This window comes from [Flexibacter] sp. ATCC 35208 (genome assembly GCF_001975825.1).
GTDB lineage: Bacteria > Bacteroidota > Bacteroidia > Chitinophagales > Chitinophagaceae > Chitinophaga.
Window position 1 is genome coordinate 165,343 of sequence record NZ_MTKN01000006.1, and the last position, 25,666, is coordinate 191,008.

Below are 25,666 nucleotides of genomic sequence, written 5' to 3' on the forward strand. Positions count from 1 at the left end.
GTTTTTCGGAAATTTGTTATACATTTGTGTATAATATAAAGGATGATCAAGTACTTTAACATAATTCAAGCTCTCTGCCGTTCGATGATGGCTACTCCTAATGATGCCGTTGTTCATCAGATTAACCGTTTAAAAGATAGCTTAGCAAAAGATGGTAATGAAAAGGAGGCGAAAACTTTAGAGGCGATTCTGTCAGCTGCGCAATCCGCTGTGGAGATGTCGCCGAGTAAGCTGCAGCAGTCGTTTGTTATTGCGGGAGGAGAAGAGCTTACAAAGAAAACACAAGTCCCGGTTGATAGGGAAACATCTACTCCATTAGCGGAGGTTTTTTTTCCAGCTGATTTGCCGGATGAGATGCCTTTGTTTGATGATAATATCCGGTTGGCAATCCAGTCCATTGTAAATGAATGGAAGGTGTATGATAGGTTGTTGGAAATCAATGCCAGTCCGGCAAGCTCGTGCTTAATATTTGGCCTCCCCGGCACAGGTAAAACGCATCTGGCTAAATGGATCGCAAAACAACTGGGGCTTCCGGTGGTACTTGCCAGGCTGGAGGGGTTGATGTCTTCCTTTCTGGGTACTACTTCAAGGAATATTGGTAGCTTATTTGCCTTTGCAAACCGCTATCGCTGTCTTTTACTGTTGGATGAGTTTGATGCTATTGCCAAACTTCGTAACGATTCCCAGGAAGTTGGTGAGGTAAAACGCGTAGTCAACACCTTACTGCAATCACTGGATTCCAGGCATGAGAAGGGGTTCACCATTGGCGTGACCAATCATGAAAGCCTTTTAGACCCTGCTATATGGCGGCGCTTCGATATACAGATCGAAATTCCAAAGCCTGCAACTGAGGTATTAATGTCGCTGTTAAAGCAGTTTTTACAGCCGCTAAATTTTGGCGAGAGCGAGATTAAGTTCCTTGCATGGTGTCTTGAAGGCGGCACTGGTGCAGATGCTGAAACATTAGCCAAATGGGTGAAACGTGCCTATGTTATTGAGGAAAAAGCCAACATTGTATGGGTGATGAAGCAGTTTGCCCTGTTGAACTCCGGGCGTGTTGCTGCTATTAAGAGAAATGTAATGGTGCATAGTGATGATGATCTTATTGAGATGCTATTGAAAGATAAAAGTTATTCATTTAAACAAAAGGACGTGGCTTCCTTGTTTGGAATGAACCCTTCGACCCTGAGTAAGCTGTTATCAAAACTGAATGATTCAAGTAAAATATAAGTTATGGCTAATAGCCCAGTTCAAATTATTTTAAACAGTAGCGATTTTATTGAAGCGCTGGAGAATCAGGGTGGTGGTCATCCTAAAGATTTCTTTTCAGGTGATGATGCCGCATTTGCTGTTCATCAACAGGCCATGATAGATCAGCTGGAAGAAATAAAAAACCTGCAATTAATGAGCAGTTTTGGCCGTGTAGGGTATGCAAAAGTTACCCTTCAGCCAGGTGCACTTGCGAAAAGTCATCGTCCGACATCGCAGTTGTTTAAAAATGATGTTGCGCGCGTAGTTGGTGGCGGCGATCTCGGAGAGTTATTTGTGGAGCTAACTCCACAAAGCATCGATATTATTAGTAATAAAGTGGAACAGGCGGAGGTGCAAACACGCTATAATACCAGGGGAGAGGCATCACCCAGCAAATTGAGAAGTGAGATCGGGGCAATACAGGAAATAGCGCCGTACACAGAAAGTGATAAGCGGAACTTTTCAGTTGCCGATGCTGTTGAATGGCTGGCCCAGCCACAGACCGGTGGTTTTTATCTTGTTGAGTTATTTGAAGAACCACCGGCAGTTCAGGACTGGGACTTATTAAGTACTGAAAAACGGCAGTTGTTTAACACCTTTGTCGAAGGTTTATTGGAAATTGGAAATGGTCTGGTTGTTCTTAGAATTAAACAGACAAAAGATACAGGACCCATGCTGGGTATAAAATTGGAAAACAGTGGCGCCCAACCCGTAATTAAGCTCAAGGTGGCGCAGCGTTCAACTACAAAATCGCAGCAGGGTAATGAGATTAATCAAAATGCTGAACAGCATAGCCGGCTACTTGGCTTTTTAGGCAGGCATCCGTTAGTAAAAAAGATTGCTCTGCCGCCTATTGTTACACAAAGTGATACTGTTATCAGTCCGCGAAGAGGGGAAACCTTCACTGTTCCTCAACCGGAAACCGGAAGGTCGTATCCAAAGATATGCGTAGTAGACGGTGGTGTATCTCAAATACTTGGACCATGGATAGAGGAAAGGTGGGGGCTGATAAGTGCAAATGATAAAAATGAAAATCACGGGTCATTCATCGCCACACTGGCAGTAGCTGGTAAAGCGCTGAACGGTGATGCTGTTTGTGGAGAACCGGACGGATGTAAAATTATTGATCTGGATATTTTTCCGAAGCAGAATTATCGAACATATTTTCCGGAGCCGTTAGGTTTTTTTGATGAATTGGAAGCGGCTGTTCAGGAGTTAAAGGCGAAAACAGGTGTGAGGATTTTTAACTTCAGCCTGAACTTTTCTCAACATGCCTCAGGGACTGGCTACAGCCTGGTAGCACAAAGACTTGACAAAATTGCAGAGGATAACGATGTTATATTCATCGTATCAGCAGGTAATACACGACCGCATGAGGTGAGAAGAGAATGGCCGGCAGACAATCTGGAAGCACTCAGGATACTGGCTTCGTCACGTAACGATACAATTAAAACGCCGGCGGAAAGTTGCAGAAACATGAGTGTATCTGCACTCAATCCTCCGCATCTTGATAATGTGATAGCATATGCCTTAAGTAACTATAGCTGCCGCGGACCTGGTTTGCGGGTTGGTTTGAAGCCTGATTTAGCCCACATTGGCGGTGCTGGCACCAGGCATACCACCCATGGATACGGGTTGCTCTCTCTGGATGCTAATGGTGTTGTTGTAGATGGTTGTGGTACAAGTTATGCAGCGCCTAATGTGTCAAAAACGCTTGCGTGCCTGGACCATGCTATTGAAGGGGTAGTGTCAAGGGAAACATTGTTCGCATTGAGCATTCATAGTGCTGTTGTACCGGATTCGTTAAAGCACAAAGACTTAAAGAACATTGCAAAAGACCTGGTGGGATTTGGAAAGCCTGGTAACTCACAGGAAATTCTAAATGGTGATCCTTCAGCCATTACGCTGGTGTTTGCAAATAGAATTACCAACGGTAATAAGATGAGCTTTAGGTTCTCATGGCCTGCAAGCCTGGTACATGATGGAAAGTGCAGAGGACACGCCAGGCTGACCATTGTGAGTACGCCGGAATTTGATTACCGCTACGGGGCTGAGTTTGTAAGGGTGAATGTCGAAGCATACCTGCGCCAGTTGCAGGACGATGATAGTTATCTTGGCCGTCTGCATGCGGTATATACACCTGATGGCAGTGATGGAGGACAGAAAGAAAAAGACCTGATTGAACATGGGTTTAAATGGAGCCCCGTAAAAGTATATGAAAAGACGTTCCCCCGGGGAGTTGGTCCTACAACAGAATGGAGTCTGGATGTAGAATATCTTACGAGGGATGGAGCACGCATGCCGGCTGCAGGTGTTCCGTTTACAGCAATACTTACAATTTCTGACCCCGGAAAGCAGGCGCCTGTATTTAACGACATGCGGCAGATGCTCACCTCTTTAGGTGTTCAGGCAGTCGATATTCAAACTGCGGCGCGAGTGTCAACACGTATCTAATGTAAAAACAAACAATATGGCAAACTACCACGTCACACAAAAAAAAGGCCAGGACGGCTGGAATGTCCAAAAGGAAGGGGGTAAAAAAGCCTCCGCTATTACCTATACTCAGAAACAGGCAGAACAGCTTGCTAAGCAGTATTCTTCCAATACCGGAGGTGGGGAGGTGAGGATTCACAAACCCAATGGCGGGCCAATCAGAGATAGTGATACTGTGAAACCGGGTAATGATCCAAGGTCATCAAAGGACACTAAACATTAACTGCAGGCGAATGGCTAAAAAGTAAAAAACCAGGCGAAATTCACCTGGCTTCAATTCCTTAAAGGAAACAAAAGCCTTTGCAGGGCTTTCGGTAGTAAGAAAGTTTGACAACTCAAATCTACCTCCTTTACTCGAATTAAGCAAGCCTTTTGTGGATTTTAACCTTACTGTTTTCCCCAAACGGTAAGGTCTGGTATTGAATAACCTAAAATTTCAGCAGCAACCACGCATCCGTTTTGACCAGAACAATGATTGGCATTCACTGATTGTACAGTAATGCATGTTTTTTATTAGCATATTAAAAAGTTTATCATGAATTCACAATATCATGATGGTGCATCTGATGCCCATCACCCAAAAGAGCCCTTGCATTTTAAAATTGAGGGTAAAGGATACCAGACATCTGATCAATACAAAACGGGCGCAGAATTAAAGCAGATGGCCGGCATACCGTTAGACACAGAATTATACTTGTCTGTTAGCAAACCCTACGAGGATGAGTTGATAGAAAACGATAAATCTGTTAATCTGGCGAGGCCGGAAGTGGAAGAGTTTATAGTGAAAAGAAAACTGCACTTCTATATTAACGGCCAGCTTTTTACCTCCTATGAGCAATATATAACCGGCGCACAGATCCGGGAGTTAGGTAACATACCTGCTGACCATGAATTATATCTCGATATTCAGGATGGATGGCAGGATGACCTTATCACAGATGACGAAATCGTCGATTTAGCCCGGGAAGGGAAAGAGCGTTTTGTTTCCAGACCACCAAAGCATGACTACATCATCATTGTTAATGCAAGGCAAAAGGAATGGAAAGCGGCAAATATCTCCTTCGAACAGGTAGTCGTTCTGGCCTTCGGTGCCTATGATAACAATCCCAATATAGGCTATACGGTGAACTATAGTCGTGGTTGGGAACCTAAGCCAGAGGGAACGATGGTGAAAAATTCAATTTTACGTGTTAAAAATAAAATGATATTCGATGTCACAGCAACTGATAAATCATAGTCTGGACCTCAAGCGTTTACGCGATGAAGGTTACGAAATTGAGGTAACTGGTGGGTATTTACATACTCACCACGTTCCTTACGTTGATTCTTCAAAGCAAGTCAGATATGGAACCCTGATAAGTACGCTTACGCTAAGCAGTAACAATGCCGTTACCGTGCCTGATACTCATGTGATACATTTCATAGGGGATAATCCCTGTGATGTCGATGGTGTCTTCATCCCTGCAATTCAACTTGACAATACGACCAGGCAACTAACACAGGATATTGCTATCAATCGCTCGTTTTCTAATAAACCGCCAAACGGGTATCCTAACTATTACGAGAAAGTGAAGCGATACATTGATATCATCTCTGCGCCTGCCAAATTTCTGGATCCGTCAGCAACAGAAAAGACCTATAGGGTCATTGCTGACCGGGATAACGAAACCGTATTCCGGTATATTGATACAAATTCCAGCAGGGCCAATATTGAGTTTATCAACGCCAAACATAGCAGGGAGCGTGTTGCGATTGTGGGGTTAGGTGGAACAGGAGCCTACATACTGGATATGGTGGCTAAAACCTCTACGGCAGAAATACATATTTATGATGGCGACAGTTTTGATCAGCACAATGCCTTTCGTTCGCCTGGTGCCGCATCTCTTGAAGACCTTGCAGCAAAGCTCAGTAAGGTGGAATACTATCGGAAGGTCTATTCAAACATGCACAAAGGAATTCATGGTCATGATTACTATATTACCAATGACAATCTGCATGAGTTGAATACAATGACCTATGTTTTTATCTGCGTAGATAAAAATTCGGTCCGTAAATTTCAGACTGATTACCTGGTAGCAGCAGGAGTGGCATTCTCTGATGTTGGCTTAGGTGTGAATGTGGTTGATGATCAGCTCATCGGTGCTGTACGGGTTACTTCTGCTAATCATACCAAGCATGATCACCTCAGTCAAAGGATTTTTGCAGGGGATACCGGTAATAATGAATACGCCACCAATATTCAGATTGCAGAACTCAATGCATTGAATGCTGTGTTGGCTGTTATGAAGTGGAAAAAGTTTATCGGAGTTTATGTTGATCAGGAACATGAACATCATTGCACATATTCAATTGGTGTATCTAAAATCTTTAATGAAGATGCTGCAACATAAATTCGTTGAATTCATACCGGAGCATGTTGAAGAGGGAATATTGTACATATCCATAGAATATTGCACAGCCATACACAAGTGTGTGTGTGGCTGTGGCAATGAAGTTGTAACGCCATTGTCACCAACCGACTGGGAGCTGAGCTTTGATGGTAAAACCGTTTCTTTATACCCATCTATTGGTAACTGGAACTTTGCGTGCAGGTCCCATTACTGGATCTCGAAAAGCAACATTGAGTATGCGGATCGTTGGACCACCAGGAAAATTAAGGAAGGACGAAAGAGCGCCAGTGATGCAAAAGAAAAGTATTATTCAGACGGGGAGGAACATACGTTGACGACCTTGGAGAAAAAGCGTGGCTTTTGGAGCCGGATTTTTGGTTTTTAGGCTTACCGAGGCCGCATGACAGGGGGATGGATGAGTAAGCAAAAGAAGGCCGGCATTAAATGATTCTGGCCGTTATGAACAAATCATTATTTTATACATCCATGCATCAAGACGATGCTCATCAATTTAAGAGCTGATATCAGTCTCTTTCAATAATTCATGTTATATAAATATAAAGTGTGGAAGTTGGGTTAATTCATTTGATTTCGGCCAAGGTAATGCCGCTTAGAAAAATCCACCAGCTCAGGATATGCGGCAATGATGTAACTCAGACTTTTGTCATCCTTGGAGTTGGTTGGCACTCCCAATTCTTTTGCAGCCAGGTATAGGCCTGCGTTTAGAAGGGAATCTACCAGTAAGCCAATTGTCTTTTTGCGATTCTCATTTGCGTCTTCCTGTGTTATTTCATGTCCAAACACACCCCGTATCAGGAGCTGTTCGACTGGAAGACTTATAAGCTGTTGACGCATTTCTGCCTGGAAATCTTTTGTCTCTAAATCTGAGTCTATTGTTAATCCGAAGGATTTACACAATTCGATCAACTCAGTTTTTAATCCATCCAGGTCTTCTTCTGGGGTTTGATAAAGGTTTACCCAGCTATCAATCCTTTCCGTAATCTCTTTGTCAGTACCAGGAATTGTTGGTTTCCATGGTAATATACCATAATCGTAAGCTTCTTTAACATCCAGCCGGTTAAAGTGTTCTTCAAGCTTTTGTGTAAGGTAGGTTGCAATGGCTATTACTGCAGGATCAATGGGGTAATCTGACGAATTCATAGTTTACTGAGTTTTATATAAATTTACCGATATATTTATAATGGACCTCATTACAAATACAAAGTGAGGTTTACAGAAGATACGACACCCATTATAGCCCTCGGCTCATTTGAGTTCGTAGATGATAAGTTCTCCAGCAAAAGAGATGATGCCTTGACCATCTTTCACGATGATGCCATTGGTTGTTACCACCTTCTGATTACTGACAACAAAGGAATCGTACTCCCTTTGTTTATTTAACGGTGTGAATCTGAAACTGTGATTTTGGATGGAATTGATCTTCTTTTGTGCTGCCACCTTTTATCAAATATTCCCGGAACTTTCTGTCCTGGTCTCTTATACATTTGGGTCTTTTCAGAGTATGCCTGTTTTGTCCTGTCAGATTATATGTATTTACATGCACTGATTGGGCCAGGGACGCTGATGGATTTGTTATATGCCGAGTTTTTCTTTAAAGTTCAGTCCTCTTGTTCCTTCCACCACGTCTACTACGTTGATTTCATAATAAGCGTCAGTACTGGCCTCGTTCTGATGGCCCCTTATTTTTTTCAGTACCGGCTTGTTGGTTCCATACCGGATGTATAACTGGGAGTTGGTGAACCGGGCTAACTTGTTTCTTACTACCCGTTTCCATTTTAAGATGCCGGCAATTATCTTCAGCCGCTTATTGAATTCCTGATCAGTCACGAAGGCATCCCTGCGCAGCAGATATGGCTCATATTCGGATTCAGGATCATCCGGGTTTACTGTATCGGCTGCCCTGTATTTTTTAATAATTTCCAGGGCATCCGGAAAGGTCCAGAGCGGAACCACCGCCAGCTCATCATTCTTATAGCGGCCATTGGTTATATATTCACCCATTTCAGCATCCCGGTGCACTTCAGTTTTGAGCAAGGTGCGCAGGTCATTATAATAATAACCGGTATAGATCAGCAGCAGGAACAGGTCTTTTTCCGTCTGAAACTTCTGGTCTTTGCCGGTAAGCACCAGGTTTTTCCACTCAAGTATTTCATGAACATCCAGGTGATCCTTTTTGGATTTGCCTTTTTTGATCTTAATATTTTCAAAAATGGTTTCTTCATGTGCTTTGGTAATATAGTGGGCCTGACGGGCCCAGAATACTACTTTCCTGTAAGCATTGAAATATCCGTTGACTGTACTGCTGTTTAATTTCAGGTTAATCAGCAGATACTTTTTAACACCTTCAAAGAGTTCGTGTGATAATTCGTGAAAGGCGATCCTGGGATTAAACTTATTGAGTGCCTGAAGGGCGCTTCCGTATCGTCCTTTGGTTTTTTCCTCCAGCATCTCCGGTGGATCCGGATAGATTTTTTCAAAGAAGTCGTTAAACAGGCCGCTGTTAAAGTTTTTCTCCAGCTCTTTGTGGACATCGGCAAACCTGACCTGTTTCTTGGCTACAAAAAAACGTTTATTTAATTCCTTTAAAAGCGTAAGGTTTTCTTCTATGGCATTGTTGATCTCAAAGGCATATGGGTTGGTATTGGATACCCAGGCTGGCGCCTTACCGGTCCATTCGTCGATTGAAACCTTAAAAGGGATTTTTACTTCCAGGTACTTTGTTATCCGGTTGATAGTTGCCCGGATGTGAACCTTATACCTTCCCTTTTTATAGTTCTTCTTTCGCCAGTTATGCACCGGCGTGTAAGTGGGAATATGCATAGCCTGTCTGCTTTAAGGCAACCGGAAATATCAGATTTCTGAAGGAAAGTACCAAGTGGGTGGGAGAAGGAGGGGTGTTTTTCTGTGGATAACTTGGTTGCCCGGAGAGAGGGAAAAGGTATCCTGTACCGGACTCAACAGATGAAAGTCCGAAGCGATGGGAATATGGGCGGTTCCGGGTCAGTTTTGTGGCTTTAAAACTTCGTGTAGGCGTTTGGAAACGGGTGTGGTAGCGGTTTTAACAGTTATGTATATCCGAAGTGAAAAAGTGTAAAACAAGGTGTAAAACAAAGTGTAAAACAAATGGCGGAAATCAGCGGGTTTTGGCGGTATTGGGCGGGAGGGGCAGGTACATAAAAAAACCGCTACAGTGTAGTGCTGTAGCGGTTTTGAGTGATTTTGAGGCTTTTTAATTCATGCCCCGGAGTTGCCTGACCTGGATTCGAACCAAGACAAACAGAGTCAGAGTCTGTCGTACTACCGTTATACTATCAGGCAATAGTTATTCGTTGTTCGGGACGGCAAAATTATAACTTTCTAAAATAAAAAGCAAAATTTATTTTAGAAAGTCCTGAACCTTTCCATGAATCCCCGCTGTAACTGCCACTGACGGGGATATAGCCTTGCCCTTGCCACTAAAATCAGGCAATAAAAAAGCCCTGCTTATTAAGCAGGGCTTTCCTTCTATAAAAAGAATAGATTATTTATAAGTCGCAGCCAGTTGCAGTGCTTTGTAAGCATTTACTACACCACCTGTTCTGCACAAATCTTCCATATATGTTTCCTTAGGCTGACCATTTTCATCACCAATTGTTACGGAATGCTCCACTTTCACTACAGACTTTAAGATGATCTCTTTTACCTGTACTGCTGTCAGTTTAGGATAATAAGAACGGATCAGCGCAGCCAGACCGGTTACTACAGGTGCCGCCATACTGGTACCATCATGGTAATCATATTTAGAACCAGGAATAGAAGAATAAATGCTTACACCAGGTGCAAATACGTCTACCGCAGTCTTACCATAGTTAGAGAAAGAAGCTGGCAGACTCTCATCATCTTCCGGACCGGAAGCACCTACTTCGATCCAGGCTTCAGCAGTACCACCACCCAGGTAAGTACGGTTAGGATAGTTAGCTACAGAATCTGTGTTCTGACCATCGTTACCTGCTGCGTGTACCAGCAGTACATCTTTAGACATGGCGTATTTCACCGCATCGTCTACTACTTTCTTATTTGGAGAGTAAGGTTTACCAAAGCTCATGTTGATCACTTTAGCACCATTGTCTACTGCATAACGCAGAGCATTGGCCACGTCCTTATCTCTTTCATCACCGTTAGGTACCGCACGCACTGACATAAGCAATACATTGTCAGCTACGCCATTGATACCGAGGTTATTATTCCGGCCAGCACCGATGATACCTGCTACGTGGGTACCATGATCCGCATCCGGACCAGTTACATCGTTATTGCCATAATAGTGTTCTTCAGGATTTGCATAATTGTCGCCTACGATGGCGCGGTTATCATAATCCAGGTTCAGCTGGTAATCCACCTGCTCCTTGAAGTGATCGTATGCTCTATCCAGTTCATTCTCTTTGAATGATTTATAATCAGGGTAGCGCAGCAGTTGCTGACTTACGATCTGCTTGATCTGTGCTTCTACCGGATTGTCTGTATTAAATGTCTGGAAATCAGCAGCAGTAGGATTTTCCTTGTTCATTTTGGCCACCATCGTATCCAGCATACCTTTGAAGCGGGATACACCGTAGAGTGACTTTTTAGCCTCGTCCAGCTCGTCTTCGTATTTATCAAGCAGTCTTTTATATTGGTAGAGACCGTTGGTGTCTGCAGAGGGATTGGCAAAACGGGCTTTACCTGCACGTACCAGGCGGGTAAGCTCCAGGTTGTCATAATCTACATTGCCTTTGGCAGAACCGATGAAGTCCCAGCCATTGATATCATCAATATAGTGATTCTTGTCGTCGTCTTTACCATTACCTCTTTTCTCCTTAAGGTTCACCCAGAGGACAGATTTCAGGTCTTCATGAGCGGTATCAACGCCGCTATCGATAATGGCTACTACTACGGGTTTAGATTTCTTGTCTTTCAGCAGTTCATTGTACGCCTTTTCTACACTGATACCGAAAACGGAATCTTTTTGCAGGTCCATATTTTGCCAGTTAGGTATCTGTGCATGCACCAATGAGGCGGACAGTAACAGTGCGGCGGCGATGGCTGCGTTTTTGAAAATATTCATATGCTTTGTTCATTGACTCCACAGCAGCAGTTCAATAGTAAAGATGTGCTCCCGGGGTAGATTTTATTGTTTATTGATAAAGTTGTCTGAGCGCAAAGGGGATTTAAAGGGCCGAAAATAGCCAATATAAACCTTTAAAAATGTTAAAAATTAAAGTACCCAATCACGGCCAGCCACACTATAGCCATGATAATCAAGGGTATCCACGCGGGTAATAATTTGTAGGGAGGAATGCCTCTCAAAAGCAGTCGCCATACCGGAAAGCTCAATAGAAAAGCAAAAATAAGGGAGGGTACAAAAATGACGTCAGTTCTGCCGGTTCTGTTATGCAGTATCATCTGCAAATGGAAGTATTCAAAAACCATGGCACCCAGCATGACAAAGGGAATGCTCTTTAACCTGCCTGTGTTTCGGAGGTTTACACAAAAAAGAATGGCGCCACCAATGGGCGTCATCAATATTGTATAGATGGCAATAAAGATCCTTGAATAAAGCGCCGTTCTTTGATCACTGCTTGCTGTCATACATTAAAAAATATGTCGCAAGATAGTATAAAAAGAAAGAGGTCCACAATTGCGGACCTCTTTCTTTGATTATTTCCATCCTCCACCAAGGCTTCGGTACAGCGTCACAACGGCTTGCAGCTGTTGTAGTTTGTCGCTGATACTGTTCAGCTGGGCGGTGAGCAGGCTTTGTTCTGAGGTGAGTACATCCGTATAGTTGGTATTGGATGTATACTTCAGTAATTCTTTTGTATAGTCTACTGACTTTTGCAGGTAAGTGATCTGCTGGCCCCTGATGGAAGCCTTGTCTATCGCGGCATTGTAGTCAAACAGGGCATTGGTCACCTCCTGACCTGCAGAGAGCAGGGTTGATTTGTAGGTAGCCAGGTACTCTTTCTGATTGGCTTCCGCCACCCGTAACCGTTGCTTGTTCTGACCCTGCTTGAAGATAGGCTGGGTCAGACTACCTACGATACTGCCAAAAAGGTGGGAAGCATCAAAGTAGTTATTCAGGCTGGTACCATTCAATCCACCGGTAGCGGTTATAGACAGGCTGGGGTAGAAGTACGTTCTGGCCACATTGGTCAACTCGTAATAGTAACGGAGCTGGTATTCAGCTTCCTGTACATCCGGACGGTTAGCCAGTAACTGTGCCGGCACCCCTGTTTTCAGATCCACATTGATGGATTGTTCCGCCAGTGTACCTCTGTCGATAGTACCTGGAGAACGACCCAGGTATACGCTGATGGTATTTTCTGTTTCCCGGATGTTTTGTAACAGATCCGGAATAGTCACCTCGGCAGAGTAGCGGTTAGCTTCACTCTGTACCACGTCAGCGCCGGTTACCACATCACTTTCTTTCAGTGTCTTCATGGTTTCCACATCAGCTTTGCGGTTTTCCACGGTTTGGCGGGTCAGTTTCAGTTGTTCGTCATATGCCAGCAATGCATAGTAATTAGTGGCGATGTTGGCGATCAGCTGGGTCAGTACCGCTCTGCGATAAGCTTCACTCTGAAGGAGGGCGGCCATGTAGGAGCGCTTTGTACTACGCAGTTTTCCCCATATATCAGCTTCCCAGCTGGCGGTGGCGGAAAGCTCGTAGGTACGGTTGTAAGTAATAAAGCTACCGCCCTGTGAGATGGCTACTTTTTGCTGGGTCACAGAGGCTGTGGCTTCTGCTGTAGGCAGGAACGCCTGTTTGCTCTGGCGGAGATTGGCCGCTGCCGCTTCGAGGCGGGCAGTGGCAACCTGCAGGTCCAGGTTATTTTCTATGCCTTCTTTGATGAGGGCCTGTAAATGTGGATCTGTGAATAACTGCGTCCATGGAAGATCGGCCATGGTCGTGCTATCGGTAGTCGTACTGTCGCGGTACAACTTACTGTCTGCCACATTCTCCGGTTGTTTGTAAGGTTTGGTAACCCTGCACGAAACAGCAAAGGTAGCAGCAGTCAATATGACCAACAGTGCTTGTTGTTTATTATTGGATTTCATGTGTTACGCTTTTATTGTAGTATCCTCATCATCTTCTTCATGCTTTTTGGTACTTACTTTTTCCTGTAAAGTCTGGAAGATGATGAATAATACAGGGATCATGAATACGCCTATCACGGTACCAAAGAGCATCCCGCCTACTGCCGCCGTACCAATAGAGCGGTTACCATTCGCACCGGCGCCGGTAGCGAACATCAGTGGCATCAGACCAAAGATGAAGGCGAAAGATGTCATGAGGATGGGTCGGAAACGGGCTTTCGCACCTTCTACCGCCGAATCCAGCATAGACATACCATGTCGCCGTCTTTCCACCGCATATTCTACGATCAGGATGGCGTTTTTGGACAGCAGACCTATCAGCATGATCAGGGAAATCTGGAGATAGATATTATTGTCAATGCCAAAGATGCGGGCAAAAAGGAAGGTCCCTGTAAGGCCCACCGGCAGTGACAACAGTACTGCGAATGGCAGCAGGTAACTTTCATACTGGGCACTCAGCAGGAAGTATACGAATACCAGGCAGAGGATGAACACATATGTCGACTGGGAACCACTGGATTGTTCTTCACGGCTGATACCGGAGAACTCATATCCATAACCCGGTGGCAGTTTCTCTGCAGCCACTTCCTGGATCGCTTTTAATGCCTGACCAGAGCTATAACCTGCATTTGGAGAACCGTTTACTGCCATGGCAGTGAACAGGTTGAAGCGTGCTATACTTTCCGGGCCATATGCCCTGGTAAGGGTAACAAACTCACTGATAGGCGCCATTTTGGAATCAGAGGTCCGTACATATATCTTGTTCAATCCTTCAATATTCGCCCTGTAGGCGGTATCTGCCTGTATCATTACGCGGTATTGCTTACCATACAGGTTGAAGTTGGAAGCATAATAACCACCATAATAAACCTGCATAGCATTCATCACATTGTTCACAGTCAGACCTGCTTCTTTCACTTTAGCCACATTTACTTCCATCAGGTATTGAGGGAAGTTCGGGTTGAAGGTGGTAGAAGCATACTGGATTTCAGGGCGCTTGCTCAGTTGTGCCAGGAAATCCTGTGCTACTTTATAGAACTCAGCGGTCGAATGTCCACCTTTATCCTGCAGCTGGAAGGAGAAACCACCAGCAATACCGAAACCGGTAATGGTAGGCAGTGACATCGGCATAATCTGCGCTTCCCTGATATGAGCTGTTTTTTGCATCAGGGCGGCAATTACATCGTTATTGCTCATCGTACGATCACTCCATTTTTTCAGTTCCAGGATGATCATACCATATGAACTACCGCTACCTGCCAGCAGGTTCTGACCTGCCATACGAAGGGTATTGTTCACCGCCGGGATAGTATGGCAGATGCTATCCAGTTCATTGGCGATAACAGTTGTACGTTCCATACTGGTAGCAGGCGGCATACTGATGTTTACGAATATAGTACCCATGTCCTCATCCGGCACAAAGCTGCTGGAAGTGGAAGTCATCAGGTAATAAAGTCCACCGCCAAATGCTGCAACACCCAATAATACCAGCCACAGTTTCTTCGAAAGGAAGGTAACAGAGCGCGTATATTTAGTAGTAACAGTATCAAAAGCGGTATTGAATGAGGTATAAAACCGTTGTAGTACGTTCTTTTTCTTGTGTTCTTCCGAATGTGGTTTCAGAAAAAGGGCTGCCAGTGCAGGGCTCAGCGTCAATGCGTTGATAGCGGAAAGTATGATGGCAATAGCGAGGGTAATGCCAAATTGCTTGTAGAACACACCCGAAGAACCACTGATGAAAGTAACAGGTACGAATACCGCTGACATGACAAGGGTAATGGAAACGATCGCACCGGAGATTTCACTCATCGCGTCAATAGAGGCCTTTCTGGCAGATTTATATCCCGTATCCAGTTTGGCATGTACGGCCTCGACGACGACGATCGCATCATCCACCACGATACCAATGGCCAGTACCAATGCGAAGAGGGTCAGCAGGTTGATACTGAACCCAAACAGATTCAGGAAAAAGAAGGTACCAATAATCGCCACTGGTACGGAGATCGCAGGAATGAGGGTAGACCTGAAGTCCTGCAGGAAGATGAATACCACAATGAATACCAGCACAAATGCTTCGATCAGGGTATGAATTACCTTCTCGATACTGGCATCCAGGAATTTGTTGATATCCACCAGGTTGGTAGTATGTATTCCTTTAGGGAAATTCTTTTCCGCTTCAGCAATCACTGCTTTACAGTCATTAATAACCTGGCTGGCGTTGGAACCTGCCGTCTGGCTTACAGATACATTGGTAGCAGGATAGCCGTTCACAGTAGCCATGCTGCTGTAAGACTGGGCACCCAGTTCAATGCGTGCAATATCTTTGAGGTGCAGTAATTGCCCGTTGCCGGTCGACTTGATAATAATATTCCCAAATTCATCGATGCTTTTCAGTTTACCTGAATAACGGATTACGTACTGAAAGCTTTGATTACCCTGTTCACCAAATTTACCAGGCGCAGCTTCTATGTTCTGGTCACTGAGTGCATCTGTTACATCAGCAGGCGTAAGTCCGTAAACAGACATGACATCAGGTTTCAGCCAGATACGCATGGAGTAGTTCATGCTACCGAAGGCGTTTGCATTACCTACCCCGTTCACCCTTTTCAGTGCAGGGATCAGGTTAATTTCTACATAGTTTTGCAGGAAAGTCTGGTCATAAGCCGGGTTCTCGCTATAAAAAGCGGAGATGAGCAGATTACTACTCTGTTGCTTTTTCACTGTTACACCCGCCTGTGTTACTTCTGCTGGCAGGAGGTTGGAAGCAGTAGATACGCGGTTTTGCACGTCTACTGCTGCCTGGTCGGCGTCCCTTCCCACATTAAAATATACGTTGATGGTGGCGCTACCGTCGTTGGTAGCAGTGGAGGTCATGTAAGTCATCCCTTCCACACCATTGATCTGTTCTTCCAGCGGCACGATCACACTATTCAGCACCACGTCGGCATTAGCGCCCGTATAACTGGCGGATACCTGCACTGTAGGAGGAGCGATATCCGGGTATTGCGCTATCGGAAGCGATACGAGTCCCAGGATACCCAATATGACAATGATCACCGAGATCACGGTACTGAGTACAGGACGTTCTATAAATGTCTTAAGCATAATTCCTTTTTTAATAATAGGCTAGTCAATCTTCTGGTAGAGGCTGTCGGCATTTACTAAGCGGGGCTTGATCAGCGTGCTGTCGCGCAGGTTGCTGGCGCCTTCAATCACTACTTTGTCACCGGCTTTCAGACCACTTTTTACAATGAAGAATTGCCCGTTGTCATTGGCGGTTGTGGTGATGGGCTTACTTATTGCATAATTATCTTTGGTCACGATGTAAGCAAAGCGTTTGTCCTGCAGTTCATAAGTAGCGCCTTGTGGAATCACAAGTGCAGAGTCTTCAGACCTTGGGATCCTGAGAATGGCACTGGCACCGCTTTTAATGATGCCCATTGGATTAGGGAAAGTAGCTTTGAACTGAACGGTACCGGTAGCAGTAGCAATGAGGCCACTGGCTGTTTCTACTTTACCTTTCAGTGAATATTCACTGCCATTGGCCAGTACCAGTGTTACTGCAGGCAGGTGTTTCACTTTTTCTTCCAGCGTATTACCCGGGATCTTCTCGGAGAAATCAAGCAGTTGCTTTTCGTTCAGGGAAAAGTAGGCGTATACGTTACTTATATTAGAAAGGTTAGTCAGTGCTTCGGTGCTGGTGCTGCTTACCAGGGCGCCGATCTTGTAAGGGATGGTACCGATTACCCCATCAGCAGGCGCTTTGATAATGGTGTAGCCCACATTGGTTTCGGCGTTGGCCAATGTGGCCTGTGCCTGTGCCAGTGCGGCCTGTTTGGATTCCAGTGTATACTGTGCAGATTCCAGCTGGTATTTGCTCACGATATCTTTTTCTACCAGCGGACGTACTTTATTTACATCCATCTGTGCTGCATTTACGTCTGCAACAGCGCTTTTGATAGAAGCTCTGGCAGTTAAAACAGATTGTTCATACTCCGGGTTGTTAATAGTAAACAACAGTTGGCCTTTCTTCACATTGGCGCCTTCATTTACATAGATCTCTTTCACATACCCATCTACTTTGGGGCGGATCTCTATGACCTGTTGCCCCTGGATGGTAGCAGGAAAGTCATAGTGTATCGTGGCCTTGATAGGGGCTAACGAAATGACAGCATAGTCCTTTGCCGCGTCGGCCGGGTTCGGAGTCCCTTTTTTGTTATTGCCACAGGACAGCAGTAGAAGTGCTGCGCCGGCGACCGGTAAATAGATCTTCGACATATAAGTATTTAATTATGTACATGACAAAAAAAAGTTCAGCTGATCACAGGGGTATATAGCTTACGGATTAGTTGTTAAAGAGTGTGTTCAGTATCACAGTCTTCCTTTCTTTAACAATATTTTCATATTCCTGTTCATTCAGTCCAAACAAATGCTGATTAAGGGGTTTCACAATAAATGGATAGACTACAAGCGAAAAGAGATTCATAATAAAATGCACCGGGTTGGAGCGCTGAATGGTGCCTTTATCCATTTCCTGTTGTACTTCGGTAATGAACTGCTGCATGAACACTTCCGGTTTATCTTTCAGATAAATACCTTCCTGAATAGAGGCAGTCATGGATATTTCCAGGAAAGGATAAGTCTGCAGGCGTAGCAGGAATACCTCTACGAATTGCTCTATCTTATTCCGGAAGGGAAGTGCAGCACTTAGTACAGACTGGGTTTCCCTGATGGATTCCAGTCTGGCTCTTTCAAATACTGTGTCAAACAGCTGGTCACGTGACTTGAAATAGTAATGTCAGGGTCCGGTTTACCCGCGCTGTATCGGCAATATCCTGTGTAGTGGCGTGCAGACGGCCTTCTGTAAAGAAGACATGCATAGCAGTATCAATGATGTGCTGCTCTGTTTTTTTATCTTTGGACGCCATGTTTAACAAAATTGTTAAACAAAAATAAGGAGAGGGGTGCTTCGATTTGAGACATTACGCCAAATTGGCGATTTTCTGAGATGTAATCGGAAATTTATACGGACATCACTTCCTGTTGAAAGGCACTGGGTCTTTTGTTGGTAACCTGGTAGAATACCTTGCTGAAAGCGGCGATATTACTATATCCTGTTTGATATGCGATCTCGCTCAGGGTCTGGTTTGTCTGCAAGATCATCTCTATTCCTTTCACAACCCGGAGCATTTTCAGGTATTGAACAAAGGACATATCGAGTATATTAGTAAATAAACGGGAAAGGGTCCGCGGGCTGATATCAAATTCATTACTGAGTGACTCGAGGGTGATCTCCTGATCAAAATGGCGGCTGATAAATTGAAGTATGGGGGCCAGGCGTTCGTGTGTGGTAGTAGGCAGGGCCACAGGCAGGGTAGTCGTACTTACTTCCGGCAATATATCTTTCAGCGATGCCAGAAACCGGAAGCCAGCGTCGCCAGGTCGGATATGTCCTTTCCAGCGGGTGGTATAGTTGATCATCTGCAACAACAACTCATTTACAGGATAAATGCCCATTTTATTATAAAAAGAGGATTGCTGGTCATCTGAATTATAAAAATAGATGTTACGGGTAGCCGTGAACCTGGAGTGCCGGACCTGGATGTAGTGTTCCTGGTGTTTGGGTATCCATATGTAATGGCGTGCGGGTATGACAAAAGATCTGTCCGGCAGGTTACAATAGGCGATGCCGCCTTCCACGTAGGTGAGCTGTCCTTTATGATGAGCATGCATCGGCCATTTACGCTCAACCTTATCAATCATGACAAATACAGAATCGGGAATAGTGTCAATATCGGCTAAATACTCTTCGAGGAACATGTGGCGCGTTTGGATAAATAATTGGCAATTTAGATAAAATGGCTCGTTCCCCATAATCCTAACTTTGCATGCAGAATAATGATTATGCAACCGAATACCAAAAGGGTATGTGCATTACTGCCTGTTTTAATTTTTTCGATGTGTGCAGTAGCACAAAAACCTTCCGATACTACAGCCCCTATTCATTTAACACTTGAACAAGTATGGGATAAAGCAGCACAGAACAACAAAAAAGTTCAGATGGCGCATATCCGTGTACAAACCAGTGAAGAATCCCTGAAAGATGCAAAGGCAGAAAGACTGCCGGAGATTGATGTGAGTGGCGCTTATGCAAGAGTAACAAATATGCCAATGTATGAAGATGGATTTTTTCATACACCTACGCAATATCCTGTGTTACACAACTACTACAAGGTTGGGGGGGATGCTTATTTCAATATATATAATGGAAATAAGACCAACCTTGAAATTCAGAAAGGACAAACGGAACATGCTATAACGAAAGAACAAGAAAATCTGACGCTGTCTGAAGTAAAATTCAGCGCAGCGGTATGTTACCTGGATCTGGTGCGCAGCTGCCGGTTCAAAGAATTAATAGCAAAGGATATAGAAGACCAGCAGAAACAGTTGGCCCACATCCGGGAACTACAGAAGAATGGTGTTGTACTAAAGAGCGATGTGCTGAGAGCACAATTGAGATTATCCCGGCAACAGATGGGAATGGTGCAGATAGATAATGATATTGCAATTGCCCGTCAGAGGTTGGCTATCCTGATTGGAGATGATGAAAATGAGCGGATAGATGCAGATAGTATGCTTACTGATGGCAATGCAATACCGGGGTCTTATGAAGAATACCTGAATATAGCAGGTACACATGCTTTCCAGCTGAAGATTTCAGAAGGAGAATCAGAACTGAAAAAGCTAACGTTGAAGCGTGTAAAGGCAAATGTCTCGCCAAAGGTAGGACTGTTTGCAGAATACAATTTTTCGTATCCGCAAATCATGTTCTACCCTTACGCAGATGCGGCTTATGGATTAGGAATGTATGGCGTAAAAGCAAGCTTTCCTATTTCCTCCTTCTACCATAACAAGCACAAAGAAAAGGCCGCTGTCCTTGAATTAAAAAGAGAAGAAGTAGCGCACGAAGAAACCGGTGATGTAATCAGACAACAGGTAAAAGAAGCTTACCTCCGTTATCAGGAGGCACTGACGAGAATAGATGTTGCAGAGACCAATATCAAACAGGCAACAGAGAACGCAAGGATTGTAAATAACACTTATTTTAACCAGTTATCCCTCGTGACCGACCTGCTGGATGCAGACACACAAATGCTCCAGACCCGTTTTGACCTCGTTTCAGCAAAGATCGCAGCACGCGTACAATACTATCAATTACAAAAAGTAATAGGCAATCTATAATTATTATGGCAAATTATGCAAAGACCGATAAGGTGATAACCACTATCACCGGATGGGTAGCCGGTTTAATATTAGTGGGATTGGCGATATGGGGCATCATCACGCTCATGACCCTATATAAATTCGAAGAGACGAATGATGCCCAGGTGGAAGAATACATTAACCCTATCACAAACCGGGTAGTGGGATATGTTACAAAGATCAACTACGAAGAAAACCAGGACGTGAAGAAAGGAGATACCCTGCTCCTGATTGACGACAGTGAATATAAATTACAGCAGCAGGAAGCCAATGCTGCACTGCTGAATGCAAAGGCACAGATCCAGGTAATGGAATCAAGTATCTCTACAACAGCGAAAACAGCAACGGTAACACAGGCACAGATTGCGGCAGCGAAGGCAAAGTTGTGGAAGCAACAACAGGAAATGGACCGTTACCAGAAACTGTATGATGTGGAATCAGCGACCAAACAACAATTGGAAAATGTACAGACCGCACTGGATGTAGCGAAAGCTGACTACCAGACAGCATTGAATAACTATGCAGCGTCTGAATCGAAAGTAGGTGATATCAAAGCACAGAAGCAGGCATTGCTGGCCGAAATAGAGCGTAGAGAAGCCATGCTGGGCAGAAATACACTCGATGTATCCTACACCGTAATTAAAGCCCCATATGATGGTAAAATGGGCCGCCGTACCATCGAAGAAGGACAGCTGGTACAGGCCGGGCAGACACTGGCATTCATCGTGAACCAGACTGCTGGTAAATGGATAGTGGCCAACTTCAAGGAAACACAGGTGCGCCATATGCACATAGGACAGCAGGCAAAGATTGAGATAGATGCTTACCCCGGAAAGATATTTAATGGCCAGGTAGAATCCTTATCTCCTGCTACTGGTTCCAGATTTTCCTTGTTACCTCCGGATAACTCAACGGGTAACTTTGTGAAGATCGTACAACGTATACCAGTACGCATCAAATTGACTGACAAAGCAGATGCTGATTTACTACTTCGCGCAGGTATGAATGCAACTGTGAAGATTGCAAAAGCACAATGACAAGAAAACTGACGATATTCAAACCATGGGCTACGGCTTCGGAATGGTTTATCAGGTTTGTGATATTTCTGAACCTGTTGCCAAACCTGCTGATGTTCGGTATCTCTGTATCCAGTGCCCCCGGTTCTGCGGGTTACTATGGCATAGAGCCGGCGGATGTACAGTATTCCATGGTATTGTTCTATGCTTCACTGGCAGGGTTCTTTGCATTGGAAAGGCGATTCTTTCAATACATTGCAACGAAGGAATACCTGTTGATGGGAGCGGTGATACAGATCCTGACTTCTTATGGATGTTATAAAACGCATAACCTGTATATATTACTGAGTCTGCGTTTTATACAGGGTATGGCGAACTGTATTTCATCATCTGTATGTATTACATTAATCTTTAGCCGTCTGCGGAGTAATCGCCAAAGAGAGATCGGGTATTCACTTTTTTATATGAACCTGTTGTGTATTACAGCAGTTAGTGCACTGGTGACAGCGCCGTTATTAGATGCGTTTGATTACAATGTACTGTACAAGTGGATGATCTTTACTTATATACCTGGTATCTTGTTGTTGTTTGTGATGATGAACCCGGTGCGGTTGAATAAACGGTTTCCCCTGTATCAGCTGGATTGGGCGAGTTTTGTGATATATACTACGGGACTGAGTTTATTAGGATATGTTCTGTTGTATGGGCAGCAGTATTACTGGTTTAGTGATAGCAGGATATTGCTGGCGGCTATAGGTGTAGTGGTATTGGGAATGTTGCATGTGATGAGGCAGAAATATTTGAAACGACCCTATCTTAGTCTGGATGTGTTTAAGAACAGGAACTATGTGGTGGGGATGGTGTTGATCTTCGTGTTGTACATCTGTAGAGGGGCATTGAATATTACGAATAACTACTTTACGGGGGTATTGGGTATGGATCCAACACATCTGTCTTATATCCTGATGGCGAATGTGACGGGAATTGTATTGGGCGTGTTAGTGAGTTCACGTATGATTATTACCAATGTGAAGATGAGATGGATCTGGTTGATTGGGTTTAGTTTATTGCTGGTGTTTCATCTGTGGATGAACTTCCTGTTTGCCACGATGGCGGATGCGGAGACTTTCATTGTGCCATTGATCACGCAGGGGATGGGTGCGGGTATGCTGATGGCGCCGTTGATTATCTTTTGTATTTCTTCAGTACCGGCGCATCTGGGTAGTACGGCTTCGGCTACGGGGGTATTTTTCCGTTTTGCTGGTTTTTGTGGCAGTATTGCGTTGATCAATTATTTCCAGTTGTATGAGAAGAGCAGGCATTATAACCGTTTTCTGGATAAGTTGACAACATTGGATCCTTTAGTGAATTCCAAATTGGGGGTGTATAAAGCAGGTTTAATGGCGAAGGGATTGCCTGCGGACAGGGCCACGAAAGCTGCAACAGGGTTGTTGTATCGTTCTGCGGATATACAGGCGCAGATCCGGTTTTCGATGGATTATTATTATCTGATCAGTATAATGATCATTGGGGTGATATTGTTGATAGCTTGGATTCCATATTTGAATAAGACGGTGATAGATTTGAGGAGGAACCAACCGGCGCCAGCGGCTTATTAACATTTTCGTTAAATTCGGGTTTTTAAAGAGTACCCGACCCCCAAAGTCGACGATTATCCCCAATATGATCAAGAAACTTTTATTCTGCCTGTTTTTGCTGACCGCAACGGCGGTATCGGGACAATCCATTTTTCAATCTGCAAAATGGATTGTCCCAGTTTTTAAAGAAGACACATTGCTCCGGCCCTGCCCGGTATATACCAAAACGATCGGTGTACAGAAAGGATTGCGCTCCGCAACCTTGTACATAACTGCCCATGGCCTGTATGAGGCAAATATCAATGCACAGAGAGTAGGGGATGCTTACTTCACCCCAGGTTTTACCAGTTATAACAGAAGATTGCAATACCAGCAATACGATGTGAAGACACTGTTGAAAAAAGGACGTAATGCGATCGCTGTGACCATAGGGGAAGGCTGGTACAGAGGCGTTTTTGGAGGGAATCTGGCACATGATATTTATGGCAATGATGCAGGGTTGCTCTTTCAGCTGGATCTTACTTATAATGACGGCAGCCACCTGTCTGTTTTGTCAGACAGTAGCTGGCAGTGCACCACTGGCCCTATTCGTTATTCCAGTTTATATGATGGAGAATTGTATGATGCCCGTATTCAGGTGCGTCAGGCAAGACCTGTAGCAATTGCTGACTTCCGGAAAGATATTTTGGTAGCAGACCATACCCCTCCGGTAAGAGAAAAAGAGAATTTTCACCCCATTAAAGTATGGATTACCCCTAAAGGAGAACAGGTCATAGATTTCGGACAAAATATGGCTGGCTGGGTTCGTTGCCAGCTGGAAGGTAAAGGCGGTGATACGATTCGATTATATCATGCAGAAATGCTGGATAAGGAAGGAAATTTCTATACTGGTAATTTGAGAGAAGCTAAAGCAACTGATACCTATATTCTGCCCGGAAAAGGGAAGGGCACCTTTCAGCCACACTTTACCTGGCATGGGTTCCGATATGTAAAGGTAGAAGGCTGTAAGGTGAATGCAAACGATTTTACGGCAGTTGCATTATACTCAGACCTTACACCCGCTGGTACCTTTTCCAGTTCTAACCCTATGTTGAACCAGTTATGTCACAATATTACCTGGAGTTTTAAAGGAAATTCTCTGGACATTCCTACCGATTGCCCACAGCGTAGTGAGCGTTTGGGCTGGACTGGCGATGCACAGGTTTTTTGCAGAACTGCCAGTTATCTCTTTCATGTCGATGCTTTTTTTAGTAAATGGTTGCAGGATTTGTTGGCCGATCAGGCGGTGAATGGAGCTGTGCCCAGTATTATTCCGGATGTGTATGAAAAACTTCGTAAAGATCCCCGTGCCGGTGCTGCTGGTTGGGCCGATGCAGCTGCTATCATTCCCTGGACCTTGTATTGGGTATATAGGGATACAGCTGTTTTAAACAGGCAATACACGAGTATGAAAGCCTGGGTTGACTACATTAACAGCGTGAGCAAAGACGGTCTCTGGACGGCGAATGGGTATGGTGACTGGCTGGCTCCCGGTGATTCTACCTCGTTACATTATATTGACCAGTGTTACTGGGCAAATTCTACCCAGTTATTGATCAATACCGCTAAAGTTTTAGGTAAAACAGCAGATGTGGAAAAGTATACTCCTTTACTACAAAATATCAAATCTGCTTTTTTAAAGCACTACATCTCTCCCGAAGGCGTAGCCATTACAAATACGCAAACAGCCTACATCCTGGCATTGCAGTTTGACATGCTGCCCGATAGTATGAAAAAGAATGCTGCAGATAGACTGGCTACACTCGTCAGGAACAACAATAATCACTTAGCCACCGGCTTTCTGGGTACGCCCTACCTGTTGCATGCCCTGAGTGAAAATGGCTATACAGATCTTGCTTACAAAGTATTGAATCAGGAGACTTATCCTTCCTGGTTGTATCCAGTGAAGATGGGAGCCACTACTATCTGGGAAAAATGGAATGCCATCAAACCGGATAGTACCATACAGGCGACCTCCTTCAATCACTATTCATACGGCGCGGTTGGAGAGTGGTTATACAGGGTAGTGGCAGGAATTGATGCAGCGAGTCCAGGATATGAAAAGATCACGATTCACCCTCAGCCTGGCGGAGGGCTTGAATGGGTAAATGCAGGTTATACCTGTCCTTATGGAAAGATTGTTTCCAACTGGAAAATAACCAATGGCAAATTTACCATGCATGTAGAAATCCCTGCCGGCACCCGGGCCACAATCATGATTCCTGGTAAGGAAAGTGTGGAGGTGGCAGCAGGGACGTATGATTTTTAATCCTGCGGTTCGAATTGCTTTTCTGTTAGTATTAGTGAGAATGTGAGCAACACGATCATGGGTACGATCTGATATCTTAATACAACGGGTGTGGCAAATACACTGAACCCAAAGTTGATAATCAGGAATGCGAGTGCTGCCAGTAAAGCAATGAATACAGGTTTGTTTGCCTGTCTGAGTTTTTTATTAGTGAAGTTGTTTACACTTTTT

At 44.4% G+C, this 25,666-nt stretch carries 22 protein-coding genes and 1 tRNA gene; 11 read left to right on the plus strand and 12 right to left on the minus strand.

Going from position 1 to position 25,666, the window contains the following annotated elements; translation table 11 throughout:
- Positions 1-42 precede the first annotated feature (42 nt).
- The 6 genes from BW716_RS06520 (at position 43) to BW716_RS06545 (ending at position 6,519) form a co-directional block, all read left to right on the plus strand.
- Complete coding sequence (locus BW716_RS06520; protein WP_083721727.1) at positions 43-1,230, plus strand: AAA family ATPase; 1,188 nt, start codon at positions 43-45, stop codon at positions 1,228-1,230.
- A gap of 3 nt (positions 1,231-1,233) precedes the next feature.
- On the plus strand, positions 1,234-3,705 hold the full coding sequence (locus BW716_RS06525; RefSeq protein ID WP_083721728.1) for a S8 family peptidase: 2,472 nt from the start codon (positions 1,234-1,236) through the stop codon (positions 3,703-3,705).
- A 16-nt stretch (positions 3,706-3,721) separates the two neighbouring features.
- The gene (locus BW716_RS06530; RefSeq protein ID WP_083721729.1) at positions 3,722-3,967 is read left to right on the plus strand and encodes a DUF2188 domain-containing protein; all 246 of its coding nucleotides are present in this window, start codon (positions 3,722-3,724) and stop codon (positions 3,965-3,967) included.
- Between the two features lie 312 nt (positions 3,968-4,279).
- Positions 4,280-4,981, plus strand: a complete 702-nt coding sequence (locus BW716_RS06535; protein WP_083721730.1) for a multiubiquitin domain-containing protein — start codon at positions 4,280-4,282, stop codon at positions 4,979-4,981.
- Complete coding sequence (locus BW716_RS06540; RefSeq protein ID WP_083721731.1) at positions 4,956-6,134, plus strand: ThiF family adenylyltransferase; 1,179 nt, start codon at positions 4,956-4,958, stop codon at positions 6,132-6,134. The genes BW716_RS06535 and BW716_RS06540 overlap by 26 nt, the downstream gene beginning before the upstream one ends.
- Complete coding sequence (locus tag BW716_RS06545) at positions 6,121-6,519, plus strand: DUF6527 family protein (RefSeq protein ID WP_235643512.1); 399 nt, start codon at positions 6,121-6,123, stop codon at positions 6,517-6,519. The genes BW716_RS06540 and BW716_RS06545 overlap by 14 nt, the downstream gene beginning before the upstream one ends.
- Positions 6,520-6,710: 191 nt before the next feature.
- On the opposite strand, the gene BW716_RS06550 is transcribed toward BW716_RS06545, so the two are convergent.
- Positions 6,711-7,295, minus strand: a complete 585-nt coding sequence (locus tag BW716_RS06550) for a hypothetical protein (RefSeq protein ID WP_083721733.1) — start codon at positions 7,293-7,295, stop codon at positions 6,711-6,713.
- 63 nt (positions 7,296-7,358) lie between these two features.
- Between BW716_RS06550 and BW716_RS36650 the strand changes: the two genes are divergently transcribed.
- Positions 7,359-7,535, plus strand: coding sequence for a hypothetical protein (locus tag BW716_RS36650; RefSeq protein WP_179091016.1), 177 nt, complete (start codon positions 7,359-7,361; stop codon positions 7,533-7,535).
- 192 nt (positions 7,536-7,727) lie between these two features.
- On the opposite strand, the gene BW716_RS06560 is transcribed toward BW716_RS36650, so the two are convergent.
- The 10 genes from BW716_RS06560 to BW716_RS06600 all read right to left on the minus strand — a co-directional run bounded on the left by BW716_RS06560 (position 7,728) and on the right by BW716_RS06600 (position 19,091).
- Positions 7,728-8,975, minus strand: coding sequence for a phage integrase SAM-like domain-containing protein (locus tag BW716_RS06560; protein WP_083721735.1), 1,248 nt, complete (start codon positions 8,973-8,975; stop codon positions 7,728-7,730).
- 427 nt (positions 8,976-9,402) lie between these two features.
- Positions 9,403-9,473 (minus strand) — tRNA-Gln (locus BW716_RS06565).
- A 202-nt stretch (positions 9,474-9,675) separates the two neighbouring features.
- Entirely contained in the window at positions 9,676-11,238 is a 1,563-nt protein-coding gene (locus BW716_RS06570; RefSeq protein ID WP_083721736.1) for a S8 family peptidase, read from the minus strand.
- Positions 11,239-11,381: 143 nt separating this feature from the next.
- Positions 11,382-11,762, minus strand: a complete 381-nt coding sequence (locus BW716_RS06575; RefSeq protein ID WP_083721737.1) for a hypothetical protein — start codon at positions 11,760-11,762, stop codon at positions 11,382-11,384.
- A 69-nt stretch (positions 11,763-11,831) separates the two neighbouring features.
- Positions 11,832-13,232, minus strand: a complete 1,401-nt coding sequence (locus BW716_RS06580; RefSeq protein WP_083721738.1) for an efflux transporter outer membrane subunit — start codon at positions 13,230-13,232, stop codon at positions 11,832-11,834.
- Positions 13,233-13,235: 3 nt separating this feature from the next.
- Positions 13,236-16,376, minus strand: coding sequence for an efflux RND transporter permease subunit (locus tag BW716_RS06585; protein ID WP_083721739.1), 3,141 nt, complete (start codon positions 16,374-16,376; stop codon positions 13,236-13,238).
- A gap of 21 nt (positions 16,377-16,397) precedes the next feature.
- On the minus strand, positions 16,398-17,549 hold the full coding sequence (locus tag BW716_RS06590; RefSeq protein ID WP_083721740.1) for an efflux RND transporter periplasmic adaptor subunit: 1,152 nt from the start codon (positions 17,547-17,549) through the stop codon (positions 16,398-16,400).
- A 67-nt stretch (positions 17,550-17,616) separates the two neighbouring features.
- Positions 17,617-17,889: a hypothetical protein gene (locus BW716_RS06595; protein WP_083721741.1), complete on the minus strand. Its 273-nt coding sequence runs from the start codon at positions 17,887-17,889 to the stop codon at positions 17,617-17,619.
- Between the two features lie 157 nt (positions 17,890-18,046).
- Positions 18,047-18,199, minus strand: coding sequence for a hypothetical protein (locus BW716_RS36655; protein WP_179091017.1), 153 nt, complete (start codon positions 18,197-18,199; stop codon positions 18,047-18,049).
- A 94-nt stretch (positions 18,200-18,293) separates the two neighbouring features.
- Entirely contained in the window at positions 18,294-19,091 is a 798-nt protein-coding gene (locus BW716_RS06600) for an AraC family transcriptional regulator (protein WP_235643513.1), read from the minus strand.
- An 84-nt stretch (positions 19,092-19,175) separates the two neighbouring features.
- On the opposite strand from BW716_RS06600, the gene BW716_RS06605 reads away from it, so the two are divergent.
- The 4 genes from BW716_RS06605 to BW716_RS06620 all read left to right on the plus strand — a co-directional run bounded on the left by BW716_RS06605 (position 19,176) and on the right by BW716_RS06620 (position 25,456).
- Positions 19,176-20,513 (plus strand): TolC family protein, encoded by a 1,338-nt coding sequence (locus tag BW716_RS06605; protein ID WP_083721747.1) that lies wholly within the window; start codon positions 19,176-19,178, stop codon positions 20,511-20,513.
- 5 nt (positions 20,514-20,518) lie between these two features.
- Positions 20,519-21,571, plus strand: coding sequence for an HlyD family secretion protein (locus BW716_RS06610; protein WP_083721743.1), 1,053 nt, complete (start codon positions 20,519-20,521; stop codon positions 21,569-21,571).
- Positions 21,568-23,169: an MFS transporter gene (locus BW716_RS06615; protein ID WP_083721744.1), complete on the plus strand. Its 1,602-nt coding sequence runs from the start codon at positions 21,568-21,570 to the stop codon at positions 23,167-23,169. Before BW716_RS06610 ends, BW716_RS06615 begins: the two co-directional genes overlap by 4 nt.
- Positions 23,170-23,233: 64 nt before the next feature.
- Positions 23,234-25,456, plus strand: a complete 2,223-nt coding sequence (locus BW716_RS06620) for a family 78 glycoside hydrolase catalytic domain (RefSeq protein ID WP_083721745.1) — start codon at positions 23,234-23,236, stop codon at positions 25,454-25,456.
- Here the strand turns inward: BW716_RS06620 and BW716_RS36660 are convergent.
- On the minus strand, positions 25,453-25,666 hold a 214-nt coding region (locus BW716_RS36660; protein WP_179091018.1), incomplete at its 5' end, for a hypothetical protein. The genes BW716_RS06620 and BW716_RS36660 overlap by 4 nt on opposite strands.